A 17,226-nucleotide genomic window follows, 5' to 3' on the forward strand; every position below is an offset into this window, starting at 1 on the left:
GGCTGCATTCCCACGCGGGAGCGTGGGAACGATCTTGGACCGGGTGATCGTTCCCCCGCTCTGCGTGGGAATGCCGCCTGGGACGCTCCGCGTCCCGCCAGGCGCTGCAAGTTCTGGCTATTGCGCACAGGTGACGCAGAGCGTCACGGGCTGCATGCCCACGCGGGAGCGTGGGAATGATCTTGAAAAGCACTGGCTTCGAAGCTGACGCCAGGATCTCCATTTATCTTGAGATTTTCACAAAGCCGGGCTTTAGGCCGAACACCTCCACCCCTTGCGCCGTCGACTGCCCGGTGGTCACCTTCACCCGCTCCACCGGTTTATCCATCGCCTCGCGATACTCCACCGTCATGTCTGCCTGGATCGCCTGGCTCGGCAGTACGATCGCCTGTGCATTGCTATAGGTGACGATGGTCAACCGTGCACTCATCCCCAACCGCACCCGCTGCAACTGCTGGGGCGTGAGCTTGGGAATCGACAGGGTCACCGGAAACTGTGCGCTGCCCTGGTTGTCACTGGCCATCGCCAACCCACTGACCACACTGACCGAACCGGTCAGCCGCTCGCCATCAAAACCATCGCCCATGACTTCCACCGCCTGGCCCTGATGCAATTGGTTGATGTCCAGCTCCGAAACCTTAGCGACGATTTTCAGTCGCTCGATATTGGCCAGCCCAAACAACACCTGGCCCTGGCTGACCTTGCTGCCGGCCTGGATAGGCACGTTGTTAGTGGCGCCGCCTTGGGGGGAATTATTACCGGGCGCGGGCACCACAATGCCGGAAAACGGCGCCTTGACTTCCTGGCCTTCGAGCAACGTGCGCAGGGCCTCATATTTCACCGTGGCGTTGGTCAGCTCCATGTCGGCGATCTGGCGGTACTCGCCCTTGCCCTGATCAAGCGCCTGCTGCAGTTCACTGCGTGCGGAGGCGAGGTCCAACTGCTGCTGCTGGGCCTGTTGGCGCAGGTCGTCCAGCTCATTACGCGGGATGATGCCGCGCTTGAACAGGTTTTCGCTCTCGGTGAGTTTGCGCTGAGTGTTGCCGGCGCTCATCTCGGCGGTGCGCAGGCTGCGGCGCGCACGGCTGACCGCCGGGCTGCTGTCCCAGTCCTGCATTTCCTGGACGGTGCGCCGGGCCTTGAGTTGGGCGGAGAGGGCGTCGCGCAATTGCACTTCCAGGGTTGCCGGGTCCATGCGCAGCAGCACCTGGCCGGCCTCGACCCGCTGGCCTTGCTCGACCAGATTGGCCTGCACGTTGCCGTCGAAGGGCGCGGCGAGGATGAGCGTGGTATCGGGCTCGATCTTGCCCACCAGGCCGATCTGGTGCACCAGCGCCTCCGGCTTGATCGGCAACCATTGTTCGGCGGTATCGGTGGGGGCGGACGCCGGGCTGCGCAGGGCCAGTCCCGCAGCGCCCAATAACAGGATCAGCAGCCCACCCAACAGGCGTTTTCGATTAGTAGTCATTGAGGGCGATTTCCCAACTTTCCAGCGTCATGCCCAGGGTCAGATCGAGCTGGGTCTGGGCGTTCAGATAAGCAATCAGCGCATTGAGCTGCGCGTTTTCGGCGTTGCGCAGGTCGGTCTCGAAGCTCAACACCTGGAAGTTGGTGGATCGGCCGGCGCTGAGTTTTTCCCGTTCGATCTCGATCTTGCGCCGCGACAACTCGACGGCGCGCTGGGCGATCTCATACTGGCGCCAGCGTGTGCCGAGGTCACGCACGACGTCATTGACGCTGCGCTCCAGTTCCTGGCGGGCGTCAGTGATGCGCACCTGCTGGTCCTCCACGTTCACCCGCGCACGCACCTCGGCCTGGCGCGTGCTGATATCACCGATGGGAATCTGCACCTGCACCCCGGCGTAGCTGTCCCAGGTGCGGTTGTTGCTGCTGCCGGCCTCGTTATTGTAGGTGTCGCGTATCTGGTTCGCGCCGGCGACCAGGTCCACTTGCCAGCGCCCGGAGTCCTTGGCGATCACCAGGTTGAGGTCGGCCTGCTGGCTGCCGAGCAGGGCGGTGAGGTATTCCGGTTGCTGGGTCTGCGCCAGGTTGAAGGCCTGGCGCTGGTCGATCTGCATCGGCCTGGCCTCCAGGGCTTCGGTGGCGCGAATCGGCGTGGACAGGTCCAGGGCCAGCAGGCGCAGCAGCGCCAGGCGGTTGGTGTCCAGTTGATTCTGCGCTTCTTCGACGCCCAATTGCTGGGTGGCGATATCGGCTTCGGTCTGCACGATTTCGAACTCGGCCATGCGCCCGGCGCTGATCAATGCCTTGTTCACTTCCAGCAATGTGCCGGAGCGCTTGAGGGCGTCCTGGACGATGCTCAGTTGCTCCTGGGCGCGCAGCAGTTCGCGGTAGGTGGCGATGATCTGGCTGATGGTCTGCGCCACGGTCGCCTTGAGGTTCAGGCGGTTGGCCTGTTCCGACAGGCGCGACAGGCGCAGTGGTGCGGTGGTGGCATCCCAGCCGGCGCCGCGCATCAGCGGCTGGATGATCGCCAGGTCCAGGCCATCGCTGCGGTAGCGTCCGGCGCGGTCGGCGTTGTTCAGTTGCTGGGTCCAGGCCATGCTCAGGCGCGTGCCGTATTCGCCGAGCAGGCTGGTGGACGGCGCCACATTGGCGTTGCGCGCATTATCCACCGATCCGCGGCTGCTGCGGTAATAACTGTTGAGGGTGAGCTTAGGGTTGAACACATCCTCGGCGACCCGCAGGTCGAACTTCTGCGCCACCCGCTGCAGGTACGCGCTGCGGATCGCCGGGTTGTTGCGCAGGCCCAGGTACACCGCGTCGCCCAGGGTCAGGCTGGTCACCTGTGCATTCAGCGATACCCCTCGGTCATAGCCGCTGCGGGTGGTGCTCGGCGCCGAGGGTTTGATGACCACATCCGCCGCCACGCCGGGCAGGCTCACCAAAGCGAGCCACAGCAGCCATTTACTCATCGCGCAGCGCCTCCACCGGTTGCAACCGCGAGGCCGAGACCGCCGGGTAGATGCCGAAGAACAAACCCACCAGCAAGGTGCTGCCCACCCCCAGCGGCAGGGCGGCGGCGGCCAGGGCGAAGGTCCAGCCTGAGAGCCAGGCGTAGAGCCACGCAGCCGTCATGCCGAGCACCGCGCCGCACAGGGCGCCGACGGCGGTGAGGGTGACCGCTTCAAGTAAAAACAGGTTGCGGATGTCTCGCTGCCGGGCGCCCAGCGCCATGCGAATGCCGATTTCGCGGCGCCGCTCCGAGACGTTCATCAGCATCACGTTCATCACCCCCACGCCACCCCCCACCAGAGAGATTGCGCCCAGGGCCAACAGCAGGTACGCGAACGTGCGGCTCTGGCGGGTCATGCCATCAATCATCTGCTGGGGTACCTGAATGTCGACATCATGGTCGACGAGCTGCGGTGTCAGGGCCGCTGCGGTATCGCGGGCGATGCGCTCCATGTCTTCGCCGGGCGCCGCGCGGATGATCACGTTGCCGACCTGCGGAGCAGCGTAGATGCGGCGCATGCCTTCGGCGGGCATGAACAGCGATTCGTTGGCCTGCACCGGCATCAGCATCGCGCGCGGTTGCCGGTGCAGCAGACCCACCACCAGGAACAGGTAATCGTTGATGCGCACGCGGTCGCCCAGTTGCAGCGGATCGCCCGGCGCACTGAGGGCCTGGGCGATGTCGGCGCCGATCACGGCATAGGTTTCGTTGACGTCGAACCCGGACAGAAAGCGCCCCTGCTGCAACGCCAGGCGCATGGCCTGCTCGATGCCTGGGGTGCTGCCGACCAGATTGGCGTTGACGCTGCGCCCGTGGAACACGATGGGGCCGCTGAACAGGCTGAGCGCGCCGATGTGGGCGATGCCCGGAACGGCCCGGCGCACGGCGTCCAGGTCCAGGCGCGTGCGCATCGGCACGTTGCTGGCGCCCTTGGGGGGGAACTGCGCCACCAGGGTGTCGGTGCCCATGTCCTTGAAGATCATCGCCGCATCTACCGAGGCGTTGTGGCCGATATTGATCAGCGCCACGACCGATGAACTGCCGATCACAATGCCCAGCAGGGCGAGGATCGAGCGCTTGCCCAGGGTGCGCAGGCTGACGAAGGCTTCATGCAACAGTTGGCTGAGGCTTTGCTCGACCCGCAGGCTCATGGGCGCGGGGCCTCGTGCACCACGCCGTTGCGCACCAGGATCCTGCGTTCCAGGCGTTCGGCGATGTGCGGGTCGTGGGTGACGATGATCAGCGTCACCTGTTGCTCGCGATTGAGCGCCAGCAGCAGGTCCATGATGTCCTGGGCGGTGCTGCTGTCGAGGTTGCCGGTGGGTTCGTCGGCGAGGATCACCGACGGGTTGCCGACCAACGCACGGGCGATGGCCACGCGTTGGCGCTGGCCGCCGGAGAGGTCGGCGGGACGATGATGGGCGCGTTCGCCCAGGCCCACCTGATCGAGCATGCGCAGCGCCTGTTCCACCGAGTCGTGGCGCGACACGCCGCGATAGCTCAGGGGCAGGGCGACGTTATCCAGCGCGCTGAGGCGCGGCAGCAGGTTGAAACTCTGGAACACGAAACCGATCTGGCGGTTGCGGATCGCGGCCAACTCGTCGGGGCTGGCGCTGAAAATATCGTGGCCGGCGAAGTGGTACTGGCCGCAGTTGGGCAGGTCCAGCAAGCCGAGAATATTGAGCAGGGTACTTTTGCCGGAGCCGGACGCGCCGAGAATGCCGCAGCTGTCGCCGCGATCGATGGACAGGCACACGTCGTTGAGAATCGACAGCGCCTGCCCGGCCAGTTGATAGCGTTTGCCGATGCCTTGCAGGGAAATCAACCCAGGGCGGGCGTGGATGTCGGTCATGGTCGCGGCGCCTTCAGTCTCGCCGCTGTCGTCATTCCCCTGGTAAAGCGTTGAAACACGTTCGGGAGCCAACGGTACGCGTCACGGACTGGTTTTATTTCTTGTTTTTAAAATATTGTTTGAATACTAACCGCGTTCCCTGCGCTTCGCCAGCCGCGATGGGAGAGCGTATTTACCCTTTGAAATGATTGTTTTCGCCGGCGTCCATGCGTGGGCAAAATACCGGTATCCAACGGCAAGCGGCCGTGCAGCAAGGCTTTGACCTCTATCGTGGTGCTTCACTACTTGCTTTCGCAGGGCTGCCCCGGTATAAAAAATCAAATTAATTTTTAAAACAATATTTCCGTGAGATCCCCATGGTCGCGAAGAAACTCAGCGCTCCAAACGTTACCAAGACTCGCTTGCTGGATGCGACAGAGGCTCTCTTCATCAAGTACGGATACGACGCGGTTTTGTTGCGGCAGATTACCGAGCGCGCCCAAGTCAACCTGGCGGCCGTGAACTACCACTTCGGGGACAAGGACTCCCTGATGAAGACCCTGCTGATGCAGCGCCTGGAGCCCCTCAACGAACAGCGCCTGGAACTGCTGGCGCGCTGCGAAGCCGAGTCCGACGGCCCGCTCGATTGCGACACGCTGCTGGGTGTGCTGTTCGCCCCGGCCATGGGCCTGGAGCGCAGCGACCCGGCAAGTGGGGAAGGGCGCTCATTTATTCGTTTCCTTGGGCGCGTCTACAGCGATACGTCGCCATTTATCCAGGAATACCTCAAGGTGCATTACCAACCGGTATTCCAGCGCTTCTTCGAAGCATTCGCCCTGGCCTTGCCGGATCTGCCGCGCAACGAACTGGGGGTGCGCCTGCAATTTGCCCTCAAGGCGATCTCCGGGGTGATGGCCGGCACCGAGCTGCGGCTGCTGATGAACTCCATGAGCCTCGGCCGCCCGGCGACGGATGCAGAAGTGATGGCCAAGCTGATTACGCTGGTCTCGGCCGCCATTCGCGTGCCGCAACAAAGCCCGGAGGCGCAAACCGCGCTGGCGAAGGTGCTGGATACCCAGCGAGCTATTCGTGAACAGGCGAGTACTCCAGCCTGAAGGCCTCGCGTTGATCATCCGGATTTCTCCAGGCAAAAAAAAGCCCGCTGGGGCGGCGGGCTTGATGTGCAACATTTGTAACGGATGAGGCTTCACAGTACGTTTGGGGATGTGAATAAAACGTGAAAAAAATGTAAGTGAAAGTGTGGAGAACGGGTTTTGACTTAATGGATTGCCGACCGTCTGTCGCCACTGTCAATTCTGACAGTTACCTGCTCCATCAGAATGAGAGTTTGATTCTCCTTGCACAACGCGCCGGTTCTGTGCGCGTCCCCAGCCAGGAGACTCACAATGTCCGACCATCCCCTCCCCGAGAGCGAATCAATCTCGGACGGTCCACGCGCAGCTGCGCTTCCAGCCCCCCATCAACCCAACGCGCTGGAACCAAACGAGCCGGCGCGCCCTGAACCGCGACGCCTTGAAGATCTGGATCACCCTTATTCGGCCTTCCCGTCGGTCGACCTGCGGTTCACCGCCTACCCTGAAAATGCGGAATACGGTTTGGGTAAGCGCCATGTGGATCCTTATGCGTTGTTCGCATTTGAAAACTGGCTGATTCAGAGCTTCGGCGACTACTTCGCGCTCTACCTTGAAGACCCGATATTTCCAGTCGCCGACGATATCGTGTGGGATCTGGACGGTCCCAGGCAGTACTTGGCGGTCCCCTACGAATATATTCCTGAAGGCGAGGTAACCAGTTATGGTCGGGTGAGTCGGGTAAGCAGTGGCAATGAAAGTACCTCGCCTGATCGAACCCTTTTAATCAAGACCGACCGCCCTGGTGGGGTCGATAGAGATCCGGGCATTCCGTGGCATACCGGCCTGATCATGCGCGTCGAAGGATTTCCAGAAGGATCGAGCGTTGGCGCAGGCGATGTAGCGGGCGGCATTTGGTGCCTGATTAACCGGTACGAGCACATTCGCAAGAACGACGTCATTGAGCTGTCCTGGGATGGCGTGTTTGTTCTGCATACCGTGAGCCCGACTGAGGCGGACGGGTCAGGGCCGATTCGGGTCTTTGTGCCCAAATCGGTCATTGATCGGGGCGGACAACTGGGGACATTGACCCTTCGTTTTCGTGTGCGCGATGTGGTGGAAAATTTCTCCGGGGAAATATATCAGTACTCCAAATCCTATTTCCTGACGGCTGAATTGGACCCCAGTTTGCTGGAGGCTCCGGAGTTCCTGGTAGACAACATCCCGTTCCAGCAGATCGATTTCGATGTCGTATTTGACTCGGACTTTGATGTAATCGCCTACACCGATCGGCAGCGTCCTACCCCCAGCCCCTTGCATCAGATTATCGTAACCCTGATCGGTACACTGGCGGACGGTACCGAAGTAATTTTCCCCGACCTTGAGGCTGTCGAAGATCCCAATCGCGGCTCCACTTATATCCCCGTTGACCGGAGCATTATTGGCCAATTAGTCGGGGGCTCATTTCGGGTGTCGTTCCGGTGGCAAACCGCCGCCGGCGTGCCGCTTGGCCAATCCGGCAGCATTACCATCACCGTGGTCGGCACACCGGTCTTGATGCCGGCACCGGACGTCAGCCCTATTGAGCTGGGGTTGATTCCGGAAGGCGAAGACATCACGGTCACCATTCCGGCTTACGAGCCGCATGACCCCGGCTGGCTGGAAACGCTGTTCATCACCCACGTACCGACGGGGGGGGGTAGTGCCATTATCTACCGCCAGGAACAACTGGCGGGCGCTCAAGGGGGCAGCTACACAGTGCGCGCCGCCGACCTGGAACAGTTCAATGGGCTGGGTCACATTGATATCTATTACGAAACCAATGACGGTGCGGCCCATATCCTGGGCGGCAGTGCCTTGGCGACTCGGCGCTCCTTGAGGCTGGGAGCCCAGATCGGCGAGCGCATGGCCGACATGCCGGCGCCCCGCCTGCAAGGTGTTATGGGGAACAACGTAGACCCCGCGGACGTTCCAGGCAGCGATGTATTGGTCACTTTTACCTACCGTGGTACTCAGGCCGGCGACAAGCTCCATTGGTCTTGCATTGGCTCGGGCCTGGGCGGTTCCGCCAGTGGCACCCTCGACATCAATAGCGCCACGGCCGGCCGGGAACTGCCGTACCCGGTCACGCGTGACATTCTCGACAAAAACAATAACGGCAGCCTGCGCGTCTCCTACAGCCTGGAACGCACTGGCCCACCGCGGGTAGTTCTGCGTTCGGAGGCGTTGGCCGTTACCGTGGGCAAAGGGGTGGAGTTGGATCGGCCCATTATTGTGGGCGCCACGGTTTTTCCTGATGAACTTAACCCGTTGGCGGCCTTGAATGGCACTGAAGTGTTTGTGAAATTCCGGCCAATGCTGGCCACCGACCTCATCTACGTCGACTGGCTCAGCGCCGACGGTATCGGTAGCGTCACGGAACAGGAGCAAGGCAACCCGGTGAGCCATCAAGTTGCAGTGTTCATCGACAAACGCACCATCGCCAAAGGGATCCGCGAGCACGGCAACAGGATCTATGTGCAATATCGCTTCAATCGCGGCACGTTCCCGTACGCGTCCCAAATTGTTGCGTTGACACTGCTGCCCCTGCAAGGGTTGCCCACACCCTATATCCAGGGAGTAGGCGATGCAAAGGACCTGGTGCTCTCCCAACTCATCTCAGGAGCGAGAACTCTGACGTCGGTCTGGCATTTTATTGATCCAGACAGCCGTATCTGGATGGAATACGAGGGGACGCTGGCCGATGGCAACCGCTATCACGAAACAGTCTATAGTTCACACCGCCTGGGGGAAAGCGATGCACTCACCGGGCTGCAACCTCCGACGCCGGTTGAGGCGCTGCAACGACTCATGGACCATTCATCCCTGACCATTCAAGTATGGGTTGGATTCAGCCAAAGCCTGGATAAAGCATTGGCCGTCGCTTTTCCAACGCGGACCTACACAGTACGGCTAGATTACTTCAGAGACCTGACTAACTTTAACAACTTCAACTGGAACGGTTGGACGAACAGCATCAGCGGCAGGGGTGGACTTCAGATTGAAGGCGCGGAAAATGTGATTTGGCGTGCTACCAAGACCGGCATTGAGAACATACAGCCCGGCGTGCAGAAAACTTATATGAACTTGACCGCAAACACTCGCTACGAAGTTAGCTTCTATTGCAAGACCACCGGCACGACTGCTCTGGTAACCGCCAGTATCAACTTCAGCGGCACAACGGTTCCAATGACGGTTGCCCCTGACCTGAATTGGGCCAGGTTCACTCATACATTCACAACGCCCGCAACACCGCCAACGCAGAGCCACGTGGTGAACATAGCGTTCTCGACCAGTGGGGCGGGCGTATTTAGCATGGATGAAATTCTGGTGCGGGAGGTACACAGCGTGCAAACCACGCAAACTGCCAAGTAATAGGTGACTGAAGCAGGTTATATCTGTCTCGTCCTCATAATTGCCCGATGCGTTGCATCGGGCAATTATTTTTCAATACCTGTAACAGCCCGTGGTGATCATTCATCAACAGCGATTTATTCAGTCGTTCGCTTTATTGGTCAAACTCATTGGGCGCTGCCAATGGCGTGATGTCCGATACCGGTTGACCACTATAGGTCTTCGGGGGGTATAACGCAGAAGAAAAATGCCCGTATCTAACGATACGGGCATTTTTCTGTTCTATTTTGTTGGCCTCGGATCAAAATGCTGGTTTCTCACATTCCCTCCCCATAACACATAGGTGCCATCGACACGTCTTGCAGCGAAGGAAGGGTCCGTGTGAGGAGGAATGGGAGGAGGAGGGGGCGGAAGGACCACATAGGGGAACCGTTTGATGGAATACAGTTCCGTTACCCCGTTGCGCAGGTGCTCCCGCAGTTCGGGAGGGATTTCGCCAGCATCTTCCATCGCCAGGGTCGCGCCCCACACTTCAACCGCACCGTCCGTGCCCCCTTGCGTGAGGATCACTCCGTATGCGCCATTTGTGCAGTAAACATCACGGATCAAACTGGCCATCAGCGTTTGTCGCAGCGCATCACTCATTCTGCCGCCGTGGGTGACCAAACCTGTCAACACGATGGCATTCGTCCTCCCATCGTCATAACGACTCAATAAAAAGAAGCTGACATCGTTAGCGTACAAGCTGAGGTTCCCGCCAACGATGATTGCCCTCGATGAAACATTGTTGCGGTGCCGTTTCGGCTGTTTTTTCTCGCCCCGGCGCAGAGGCTCGCCGGGTACAGCTTTAGCGTCTTTGAGCACCTGCCGGTAGGCGCGTTTTTGCGTGGCCGTCAGTTGCGCGCCACCATATTGAGGAGCGCCCCAGGCCTCCGCCTGACCACTGCGGTTTGCCATCAGGAATGCCCAGCGGGCCGCCCTGCATAAAACGATATTGCCTCGCACTGCGATTGCCTCGGCGCTCGGATTCATATCGCCGCCCTCTCCGGCTCTGCCCCAACTGACAGCTCTGCCACTGTCTCTGGTAATGGCGCAGAATGCTGCCGTCGCGGCAATCACTGATTGCACGCCACCGTCGTCAAGGATTCTCCGCAATTTATCCTCGGGAATAGTCCCACCCCCATTCGCCGCGCCCCATACGACGAAGTCGCCGTTGTCTGTTATTGCGCAGAAAGAAACGGCACTCGCAACAATCCGTGTGACAAACATCGAATCCAGTTGTGCCCGCGCGTCTTGTGGTATCGTCCCGCCGTTGTTCGGCTGCCCCCACGCATAAACCTTTCCATTTTGAGTGCGGACAGCAAATGCGTCATCCGCGGCATAGATGGCTTCAGGTGGATCGAACCACAATGCTCTTTGGATCTCTACAGGAACGGTCGAAACAGGATTGTTCACAGGACCAATGGCGCGAATGCTGTCTGCCCCTGGAGAGGGATTGTCATAAATGATAGCGAACGCACTTCGAGTACTGTACACCGACTTGATCCCCCGCAAAGCTGGTAAGTTGGCTGGAATAGTGCCACCCCAAACTAATAATTGATTGGTGATGCCTACGTTAACCAATGCGCCGAAACTGAACTCCGCCGAAAATAATTTGATTGCCTTGTTGTTTTTTAGAAAATTTACTATTTCTGCAGGTACCGGCAGTCCCCAGCCGGTCTGCCCTTCCAGATGAACGTCCCCAGTCGAGGGTTCAAGCAGTGCAAAAACTCCACCTGTGGAAACGAATAACCTGTCTGAAGGTTCAGGGACGTGAAATGAAAAATTACCGCGCTGTTTAAGATAGCACCATTCATTTTCTTCGTCGGATATACCTTGAAAACCTGAGCGCACCAAGTATGTAGAAGAAAAGTATTCTGCTCCCTCTATACCGTTGGAATCGACTGGAATAACCGAGAATTGCAGATATTTGTTGGTGTCTGAAGACCTGAGTTTGAGGTCCGGCTGGCCCTCATCTTCAAGTCGATTGCCGTTCAGGTGCCAGTAAAAACGAGAGAGTCCTTCTGGACCGCCGCCATTATTGTCATATCGATAATCACCATGTACGGTCGCACCTACAAAAATATCGCCCAGCACTTGAACATCCGTAGCTATAGGCCCCAGCTTCTTTTTTGCTTCGTTATTTTTTTTGCTCATTTCTATTGCTCCGAGTAAAGCAACATGTTGAGGAAGAATGTAAAGCGGGCGTTAATTAAAAGGAGGATGGATTCAGTACCCTCCTCTTAAAATGCTCAGGTAGGCACAAACAGTTCATCGGTTACCCATCCACCGCCGCCCCAGACGACGTAGTTTCCGTCTTCACGCCGGGCTGCGAACGCCGATACTGATCGAGAGGCAGTGGGAGCAAAGGGAGGGAGGGTTTTCATCGTGTAAAGACTGCTTACGTCCCTTCTCAAATGATCCTCTAACGCGGTCGGAATCACTCCCGCATCTTGTTGAGCCGGTCCACCGCCAAATGCTGAGACAGCGCCTGGGGTGGTACCCTGAGTGCTAATTACCCCATAGGCGCCATTGGTACAATAAACTCCTGTTATAAGGCTGGCCATTAGCACTTGCCGGGTATTCGGCGGGATAGCTCCGCCCCCCGTTGCCTGACCCCAGGCAAATAAATCTTTGGTACGTCCATCCGGTTCCTTTGCAACCAGGAAAAAGCTGGAGTCGTTTGAATGAATGCTGATTACCCCATTGGGGGTTACTACTTCGCTCAGATTGCGACCCGGCAGTGTGTTCGGATCACACTCGCATTTATGCGGTACGGAACGCATACGCTGCTGATACCAGTCATCAATCTTCATGTCGTTGAAGAGCGCTGCAATGCTCTCCTTTGCACCGCTCTCCTCAAATAACTGTGCGGCGTCAACATCCTCCTCGTCTTTACCGTCAGTCAGCGACCCCCCCCCAGAGCCTGCAGCACCCCATGATTCCGACTGCCCTGAGCTATTGACCATGCAAAACGCCCATGCAGAACCTACGCACAGCATGATGTTACCGCGCGCGGCGAACTGTTTCGTGCTGTCGCCCATGGTGCCGCCATAGGGGGCGTACCCCCAGCTTACGGCCCTTTTCCTGCGTTTGGTGATGGCACAGAAGGCGTTACGATTGGCGACGACTTGATCAACCCCATCCTGATCAATGATGGTTTCCATCTCTGGGGCAAGGATATTGCCACCACCATTGGCATCGCCCCAAGTCAATACCAGTTTGATTTCTGGGTCACCGAAGCGTTCCGGCCCAATTGCACAGAATGCACTCGCAGTGCAAACGATTCGTTCAACCTTCATATACATCAGTTGATCCGCGATGTTCCCAGGGATAGTCCCTCCGGTCGTTGGATTTCCCCATGCATAGACGCGGCCTTCATGAGTTAACACAGCAAATGCATACTCCGTCGCATAAATCGCCATGGGGGGATCAAATAAAAGTGGTGTCTGGATTGCGACGGGCACTACGCCTCCGAGGGTGGGACTACCGAAAGCGCCAATGGTGTTTTTTCCACCAGGCGGATTGTCGTATATGAAAGCAACGGCAGCACGATTGCTATAAACGTATTTAATGTTATTCAGGTCAAGAGTAGGAGGCACATTAAGCATGTTGTTGCCCCACAACAGCAAACGCTTAGTGCTGCCCAAAACCGGCACCAAGGCCCCAAAGTCTCGCTCGGTCGAAAACATACGAGTGGCGGGGTTGTTTCTAAGATACTGCTGTATTTCTGCGGGGGGCACGCCTGCAAAGTCAGATCGTCCTCTTACATTGACACTTTGGCTGCTACCGTTGGTCAGCGAAAAGGCGACCGCATTGCCGACGAATACTCTGTCTTTCGGATCCGAACCATAAACGGAATAATGGCCCCGCTGCGACATAAAGCTATTGCGGTCTTCCTCTTCAGTAATATTCTGATATCCGTCAAAAACCTCAAGCGGCAGTGAGTAAGTTTCTATGCCCATGCTGCCGTCGGTTGAAACAGGAGTCACTGAAAACCTTATCTTTGCTCGGGCGTGCTCGTGGGTTATTTCATAGTCAAGACTGGGGGAAGGTAAAAACGATACGTCGTCTACATACCATCTATATATAGAATTTTCCTCAGGGCTTGTGCCGTCATAAAAATAACTTCCTCGAAGGAACGACCCAGGTACGGGGTCGCCAATAATCGTGACGTTAGTTACCACTGGTGTGGTTAATACTTGGCTCATGGTGCAATCCTCTCAAGGTTGACAGCCGGCGCTAAGCGATTCCAATTAGTCAAGGGAGTGTGATTTATTGATAGAGATAATTGATAAGGCGCGCCATGTTTATCCTATGGTTTGACCCGCTGCATGGGATCATTTGCGCAATTCTTGTTTGCGCATCAGTAGTAGGCAGCGCAGGAAAAACCTTGTCTACTGTCATTGTTAACAGGTATCGCGACCGTTCGTCCGCTGGATTGATTCGTTGATTTAAAATCGTTGAATTGACATTAAGGGCATGACGCGCCAACTGCAGCGTGAGGACACAGTACGAGTGTTTCGAGATGAAGGCACTATGCGGTCCGCTTATCATCGCCGTTTGTCGGCCCTGTCAGCGTTGAGCCACCAGCACGGTTATTCAGCAGCACTCGGGCCATAGGAGCCAGTTCGCCCCGGTACTGAGCGATAAGGCGTTGAATGCCTCTTCGGCGGCGGATTCGCTTGCACCATTGTCAATAGAGTGGGCGATAAGGAACTTTGGGTCTAAATACAGATGTTGGCAATTTGATGTGTAAACCAGTGCTCAAATTTTCCACTGCCCTGAGTGCTTTACCAACACCCCTCGCATCGCATTCACGTTTTCAGCCAGCTGTATGGTCAACAATCGATACCCATCCAGCATGGTATAAATAGGTGTTTTTCCAAATTCAGCTTCGCCTGCAGGCAATAGGTTCGACCTCTCCAACCGCTCCGTCACCCCCGACCTCAACGCCCGCGCCATCCCCACCAACTGCACCCGAATCTGCCGATGCTCGGCCTTCAGCATCACCTGCATCCGCGCCATCGCCTGTTCATCGCGAGGGTCCGGCCGGGTATTGCCGAGTATCTCCAGTGTGCTGATGCACAGGCGCAAGTGCCGCTGGATCACGTCCAGCTCGGTCATGGAGATGCGCACTTCCTTGGACACCGACGGCATCAGCGAGCGCAATTGCAGCATCGCCGCGTTCAGGCGGTTGAGCAGTTTGAGGTGTTCGTCGTCGGTGACCGACTGGCCGTTGATGATCCGGCTGTAGATCTGCGCGCAGTCGCGCAACGCACCGGCAAGGTTGTAGCGCCACGAGTACACGGCGTACAGCGGCAGGGCAAACGAGAACGCCAGGGCCAGCACGATGCCGATAAGGATATCCACCGTGCGCCACAAGCCATCCGAGATCGGGTTGTCGCCGTGGCCGGCGACGATAAACACCGTGATCGCCGACAGCAGCGCGATGTAACCGCCCTTGCCGATGGCGTGATAGGAAAAGAACCCGCACACCATCGACATCAACAGATAGGTCAGCAGCGGCAGGCCGAAGTAGGCCTGTTGCACCACGAGCAGCAGGCCGACGCTGGCGCCGATCAGTGTGCCGTAGGCGCGTTCCATGGCTTTCTTGCCGATATTGCCGTGGTGCTGCAAACCGCCAATGACGATCAGCATGGTCACCGACGCCCACTCTCCGTGGGGCAGGTTGAGGCCGGTGGTCAGCAGGATCGTCGCCAGCAGCCCGATGGACACGCGCACGGCGTGGATCAGCTTGGCATGGCGATAGCGGCGGTAGGGGTCGAGCAACGGGCGCAACAGGCGCCGGGCAACCATAGGCAGATTCATTGATAACAACGGGGCCTCAATTCTGGAGATGTACACAATTCGAATGTGGGAGGGGGCTTGCCCCCGATGACCATGGGTATCTACACAACTTTCAGATCCAGACAAATCCCCTGTGGCGAGCGGGCTTGCCCCGCGTTGGGCTGCGAAGCAGCCCCAGTAAAGAAGAATGTGGTGTATCAGACACTCTGTAGAGGCTGGTTTTGGGGCTGCTGCGCAGCCCAACGCGGGACAAGCCCGCTCGCCACAACAGCCCTATCTGCCGGGAATTCAGCGTTGAGCCAACGTTGTGTAGATACCTATGCCTCGATAACTGTGGATCAGTAAAGAATCGGTTAGCTGACACATCGCTATCGAGGCCAGGCCCTCTCCCACATGGTTTGACCGAGGTGAACCTAGAAGATGTAGTCAGTGGTCAGGAAGCTTGAATCGCGGTTGCGCAGGATCTCGCTGACCAGTGCCTTGTTGCTGTCCTGGAACTTGGTCGCCACCAGGGTGCGGATCGAGAACACGCGTAACGCATCATGTACCGACAGCGTGCCTTCGGCCGAGTTCTTGCGCCCGTTGAACGGGAAGGTGTCCGGCCCACGCTGGCATTGGGCGTTGATATTGATGCGCCCAACCTGGTTGGCAAAGGTGTCCACCAGGCGCCCGATGGCTTCGGCGTTGTTGCCGAACAGGCTCAGTTGCTGGCCGAAGTCCGACTCCAGCACGTAGTCGATCACGGTCTCCAGGTCGCGGTAGGGCACGATCGGTACCACCGGACCGAACTGCTCCTCGTGGTACACACGCATTTGCGGGTTTACCGGGTACAGCACCGCCGGGTAGAAGAACGAACCGCGACTGGCACCGCCATTGGCATTCACCACCTGGGCGCCGTGTTGCGCCGCGTCGGCCACCAGGCCGTTGAGGTAATCCACCTTGCCGACTTCCGGTAACGGCGTCAGGGACACGCCGTCTTCCCATGGCATGCCGGGCTTGAGCGTCGCCAGTCTGGCGTTGAATTTCTCGATAAACGCGTCGACCACGTCTGCATGCACGAACAGAATTTTCAGCGCGGTGCAGCGCTGGCCGTTGAATGAAAGCGAGCCAGTGAGCGCTTCGCTGACGGCATTGTCCAAGTCCACCTCCGGCAGCACGATGCCGGGGTTTTTTGCGTCCAGGCCGAGGGCGGCTCGCAGGCGGTGCGGCTTGGGGTGCAGTTTTTTCAAATCGCTGGCGGCCTTGTTGGTGCCGATAAACGCAAAGATATCGATCTTGCCGCTGGCCATCAGCGCACTGACGGTTTCGCGGCCGCTGCCATAGATCACGTTGATCACCCCGGCCGGGAAGCTGTCGCGGAACGCCTCCAGCAATGGGCGAATCAGCAGCACGCCGAGCTTGGCCGGCTTGAACACCACGGTGTTGCCCATGATCAGCGCCGGGATCAGCGTGGTGAACGTTTCGTTGAGCGGGTAGTTGTAGGGGCCCATGCACAGCGCCACGCCCAGGGGCACGCGGCGGATCTGCCCGAGAGTGTCCTGTTCCAACTCGAAGCGGCTGCTGCGGCGGTCCAGTTCCTTGAGGGCATTGATGGTGTCGGTGATGTAGTCGCAGGTGCGGTCGAATTCTTTCTGCGAGTCCTTGAGGTTCTTGCCGATCTCCCACATCAGCAGCTTGACCACCGCATCACGCTGTTCGCGCATGCGCCGCAAAAACGCTTCGACGTGGCGGATGCGGTCGACCACGCGCATCGTCGGCCATTCGCCCTGGCCACGATCATAGGCGCGCACGGCGGCATCAAGGGCGGTGAGGGCGGTGTCGGCGTCCAACAGCGGCGTGCTGCCGATCACCACGCGCTGATCACCCAACTGCACCGGGCTGTGGACCTGGGCCAATGGGCCGTGCCACACCTGCAACTGGCCGTCCACCAGGTAATCACGCTGTTCGATGGGCGCCGCCAGGCGGTATTGCTCGGGGATTTGGGCGGTGGAAGTGGGAAACAGCTGGGCGAGCAGGTGCTGAGTGGTCATAGCGCTATCCCTGTAATGGTTACAAAACTTGACTGGTGCTTGACTAGAGAGTCA

At 58.4% G+C, this 17,226-nt stretch carries 10 protein-coding genes; 2 read left to right on the plus strand and 8 right to left on the minus strand.

Annotated elements, in window-relative coordinates; all coding sequences use genetic code 11:
• Window positions 1-223: 223 nt before the first annotated feature.
• Genes QRN10_RS07440 through QRN10_RS07455 form a run of 4 tightly spaced genes read right to left on the minus strand, consistent with a single transcriptional unit; the run spans window position 224 to window position 4,829 of the window.
• Complete coding sequence (locus QRN10_RS07440; protein ID WP_285428099.1) at window positions 224-1,468, minus strand: efflux RND transporter periplasmic adaptor subunit; 1,245 nt, start codon at window positions 1,466-1,468, stop codon at window positions 224-226.
• Complete coding sequence (locus QRN10_RS07445; protein WP_285428100.1) at window positions 1,458-2,936, minus strand: TolC family protein; 1,479 nt, start codon at window positions 2,934-2,936, stop codon at window positions 1,458-1,460. The genes QRN10_RS07440 and QRN10_RS07445 overlap by 11 nt, the downstream gene beginning before the upstream one ends.
• Complete coding sequence (locus QRN10_RS07450; protein WP_181080917.1) at window positions 2,929-4,128, minus strand: ABC transporter permease; 1,200 nt, start codon at window positions 4,126-4,128, stop codon at window positions 2,929-2,931. Before QRN10_RS07450 ends, QRN10_RS07445 begins: the two co-directional genes overlap by 8 nt.
• A complete protein-coding gene (locus QRN10_RS07455; RefSeq protein WP_181080916.1) occupies window positions 4,125-4,829 on the minus strand; it encodes an ABC transporter ATP-binding protein in 705 nt (234 codons plus the stop codon). Before QRN10_RS07455 ends, QRN10_RS07450 begins: the two co-directional genes overlap by 4 nt.
• Before the next feature lie 356 nt (window positions 4,830-5,185).
• Here QRN10_RS07455 and QRN10_RS07460 point away from each other — a divergent pair, with 356 nt between their 5' ends.
• Both QRN10_RS07460 and QRN10_RS07465 read left to right on the plus strand, forming a co-directional pair.
• The gene (locus QRN10_RS07460; protein ID WP_253508253.1) at window positions 5,186-5,923 is read left to right on the plus strand and encodes a TetR/AcrR family transcriptional regulator; all 738 of its coding nucleotides are present in this window, start codon (window positions 5,186-5,188) and stop codon (window positions 5,921-5,923) included.
• Window positions 5,924-6,214: 291 nt separating this feature from the next.
• Window positions 6,215-9,313: a hypothetical protein gene (locus QRN10_RS07465; protein ID WP_266247738.1), complete on the plus strand. Its 3,099-nt coding sequence runs from the start codon at window positions 6,215-6,217 to the stop codon at window positions 9,311-9,313.
• 261 nt (window positions 9,314-9,574) lie between these two features.
• Here the strand turns inward: QRN10_RS07465 and QRN10_RS07470 are convergent, their stop codons facing one another.
• From QRN10_RS07470 to QRN10_RS07485, 4 genes are all read right to left on the minus strand, one after another.
• A complete protein-coding gene (locus QRN10_RS07470) occupies window positions 9,575-11,488 on the minus strand; it encodes an RCC1 domain-containing protein (protein WP_285428101.1) in 1,914 nt (637 codons plus the stop codon).
• A 95-nt stretch (window positions 11,489-11,583) separates the two neighbouring features.
• Window positions 11,584-13,542 (minus strand): RCC1 domain-containing protein, encoded by a 1,959-nt coding sequence (locus QRN10_RS07475; RefSeq protein ID WP_285428102.1) that lies wholly within the window; start codon window positions 13,540-13,542, stop codon window positions 11,584-11,586.
• A gap of 556 nt (window positions 13,543-14,098) precedes the next feature.
• A complete protein-coding gene (locus QRN10_RS07480; RefSeq protein ID WP_285428103.1) occupies window positions 14,099-15,163 on the minus strand; it encodes an FUSC family protein in 1,065 nt (354 codons plus the stop codon).
• 392 nt (window positions 15,164-15,555) lie between these two features.
• The gene (locus QRN10_RS07485) at window positions 15,556-17,172 is read right to left on the minus strand and encodes an NADP-dependent glyceraldehyde-3-phosphate dehydrogenase (protein ID WP_285428104.1); all 1,617 of its coding nucleotides are present in this window, start codon (window positions 17,170-17,172) and stop codon (window positions 15,556-15,558) included.
• Window positions 17,173-17,226 lie beyond the last annotated feature (54 nt).

The organism is Pseudomonas sp. lyk4-R2A-8 (assembly GCF_030209095.1).
In the GTDB taxonomy this organism is placed as follows: Bacteria; Pseudomonadota; Gammaproteobacteria; order Pseudomonadales; family Pseudomonadaceae; genus Aquipseudomonas; species Aquipseudomonas quebecensis.

Excerpts from the sequence above, each read along its gene's own strand:
- QRN10_RS07440 (WP_285428099.1), bottom strand. The coding sequence starts at position 1,468 with ATGACTACTAATCGAAAACGCCTGTTGGGTGGGCTGCTGATCCTGTTA.
- QRN10_RS07445 (WP_285428100.1), bottom strand. The coding sequence starts at position 2,936 with ATGAGTAAATGGCTGCTGTGGCTCGCTTTGGTGAGCCTGCCCGGCGTG.
- QRN10_RS07450 (WP_181080917.1), bottom strand. The coding sequence starts at position 4,128 with ATGAGCCTGCGGGTCGAGCAAAGCCTCAGCCAACTGTTGCATGAAGCC.
- QRN10_RS07455 (WP_181080916.1), bottom strand. The coding sequence starts at position 4,829 with ATGACCGACATCCACGCCCGCCCTGGGTTGATTTCCCTGCAAGGCATC.
- QRN10_RS07460 (WP_253508253.1), top strand. The coding sequence starts at position 5,186 with ATGGTCGCGAAGAAACTCAGCGCTCCAAACGTTACCAAGACTCGCTTG.
- QRN10_RS07465 (WP_266247738.1), top strand. The coding sequence starts at position 6,215 with ATGTCCGACCATCCCCTCCCCGAGAGCGAATCAATCTCGGACGGTCCA.
- QRN10_RS07470 (WP_285428101.1), bottom strand. The coding sequence starts at position 11,488 with ATGAGCAAAAAAAATAACGAAGCAAAAAAGAAGCTGGGGCCTATAGCT.
- QRN10_RS07475 (WP_285428102.1), bottom strand. The coding sequence starts at position 13,542 with ATGAGCCAAGTATTAACCACACCAGTGGTAACTAACGTCACGATTATT.
- QRN10_RS07480 (WP_285428103.1), bottom strand. The coding sequence starts at position 15,163 with ATGAATCTGCCTATGGTTGCCCGGCGCCTGTTGCGCCCGTTGCTCGAC.
- QRN10_RS07485 (WP_285428104.1), bottom strand. The coding sequence starts at position 17,172 with ATGACCACTCAGCACCTGCTCGCCCAGCTGTTTCCCACTTCCACCGCC.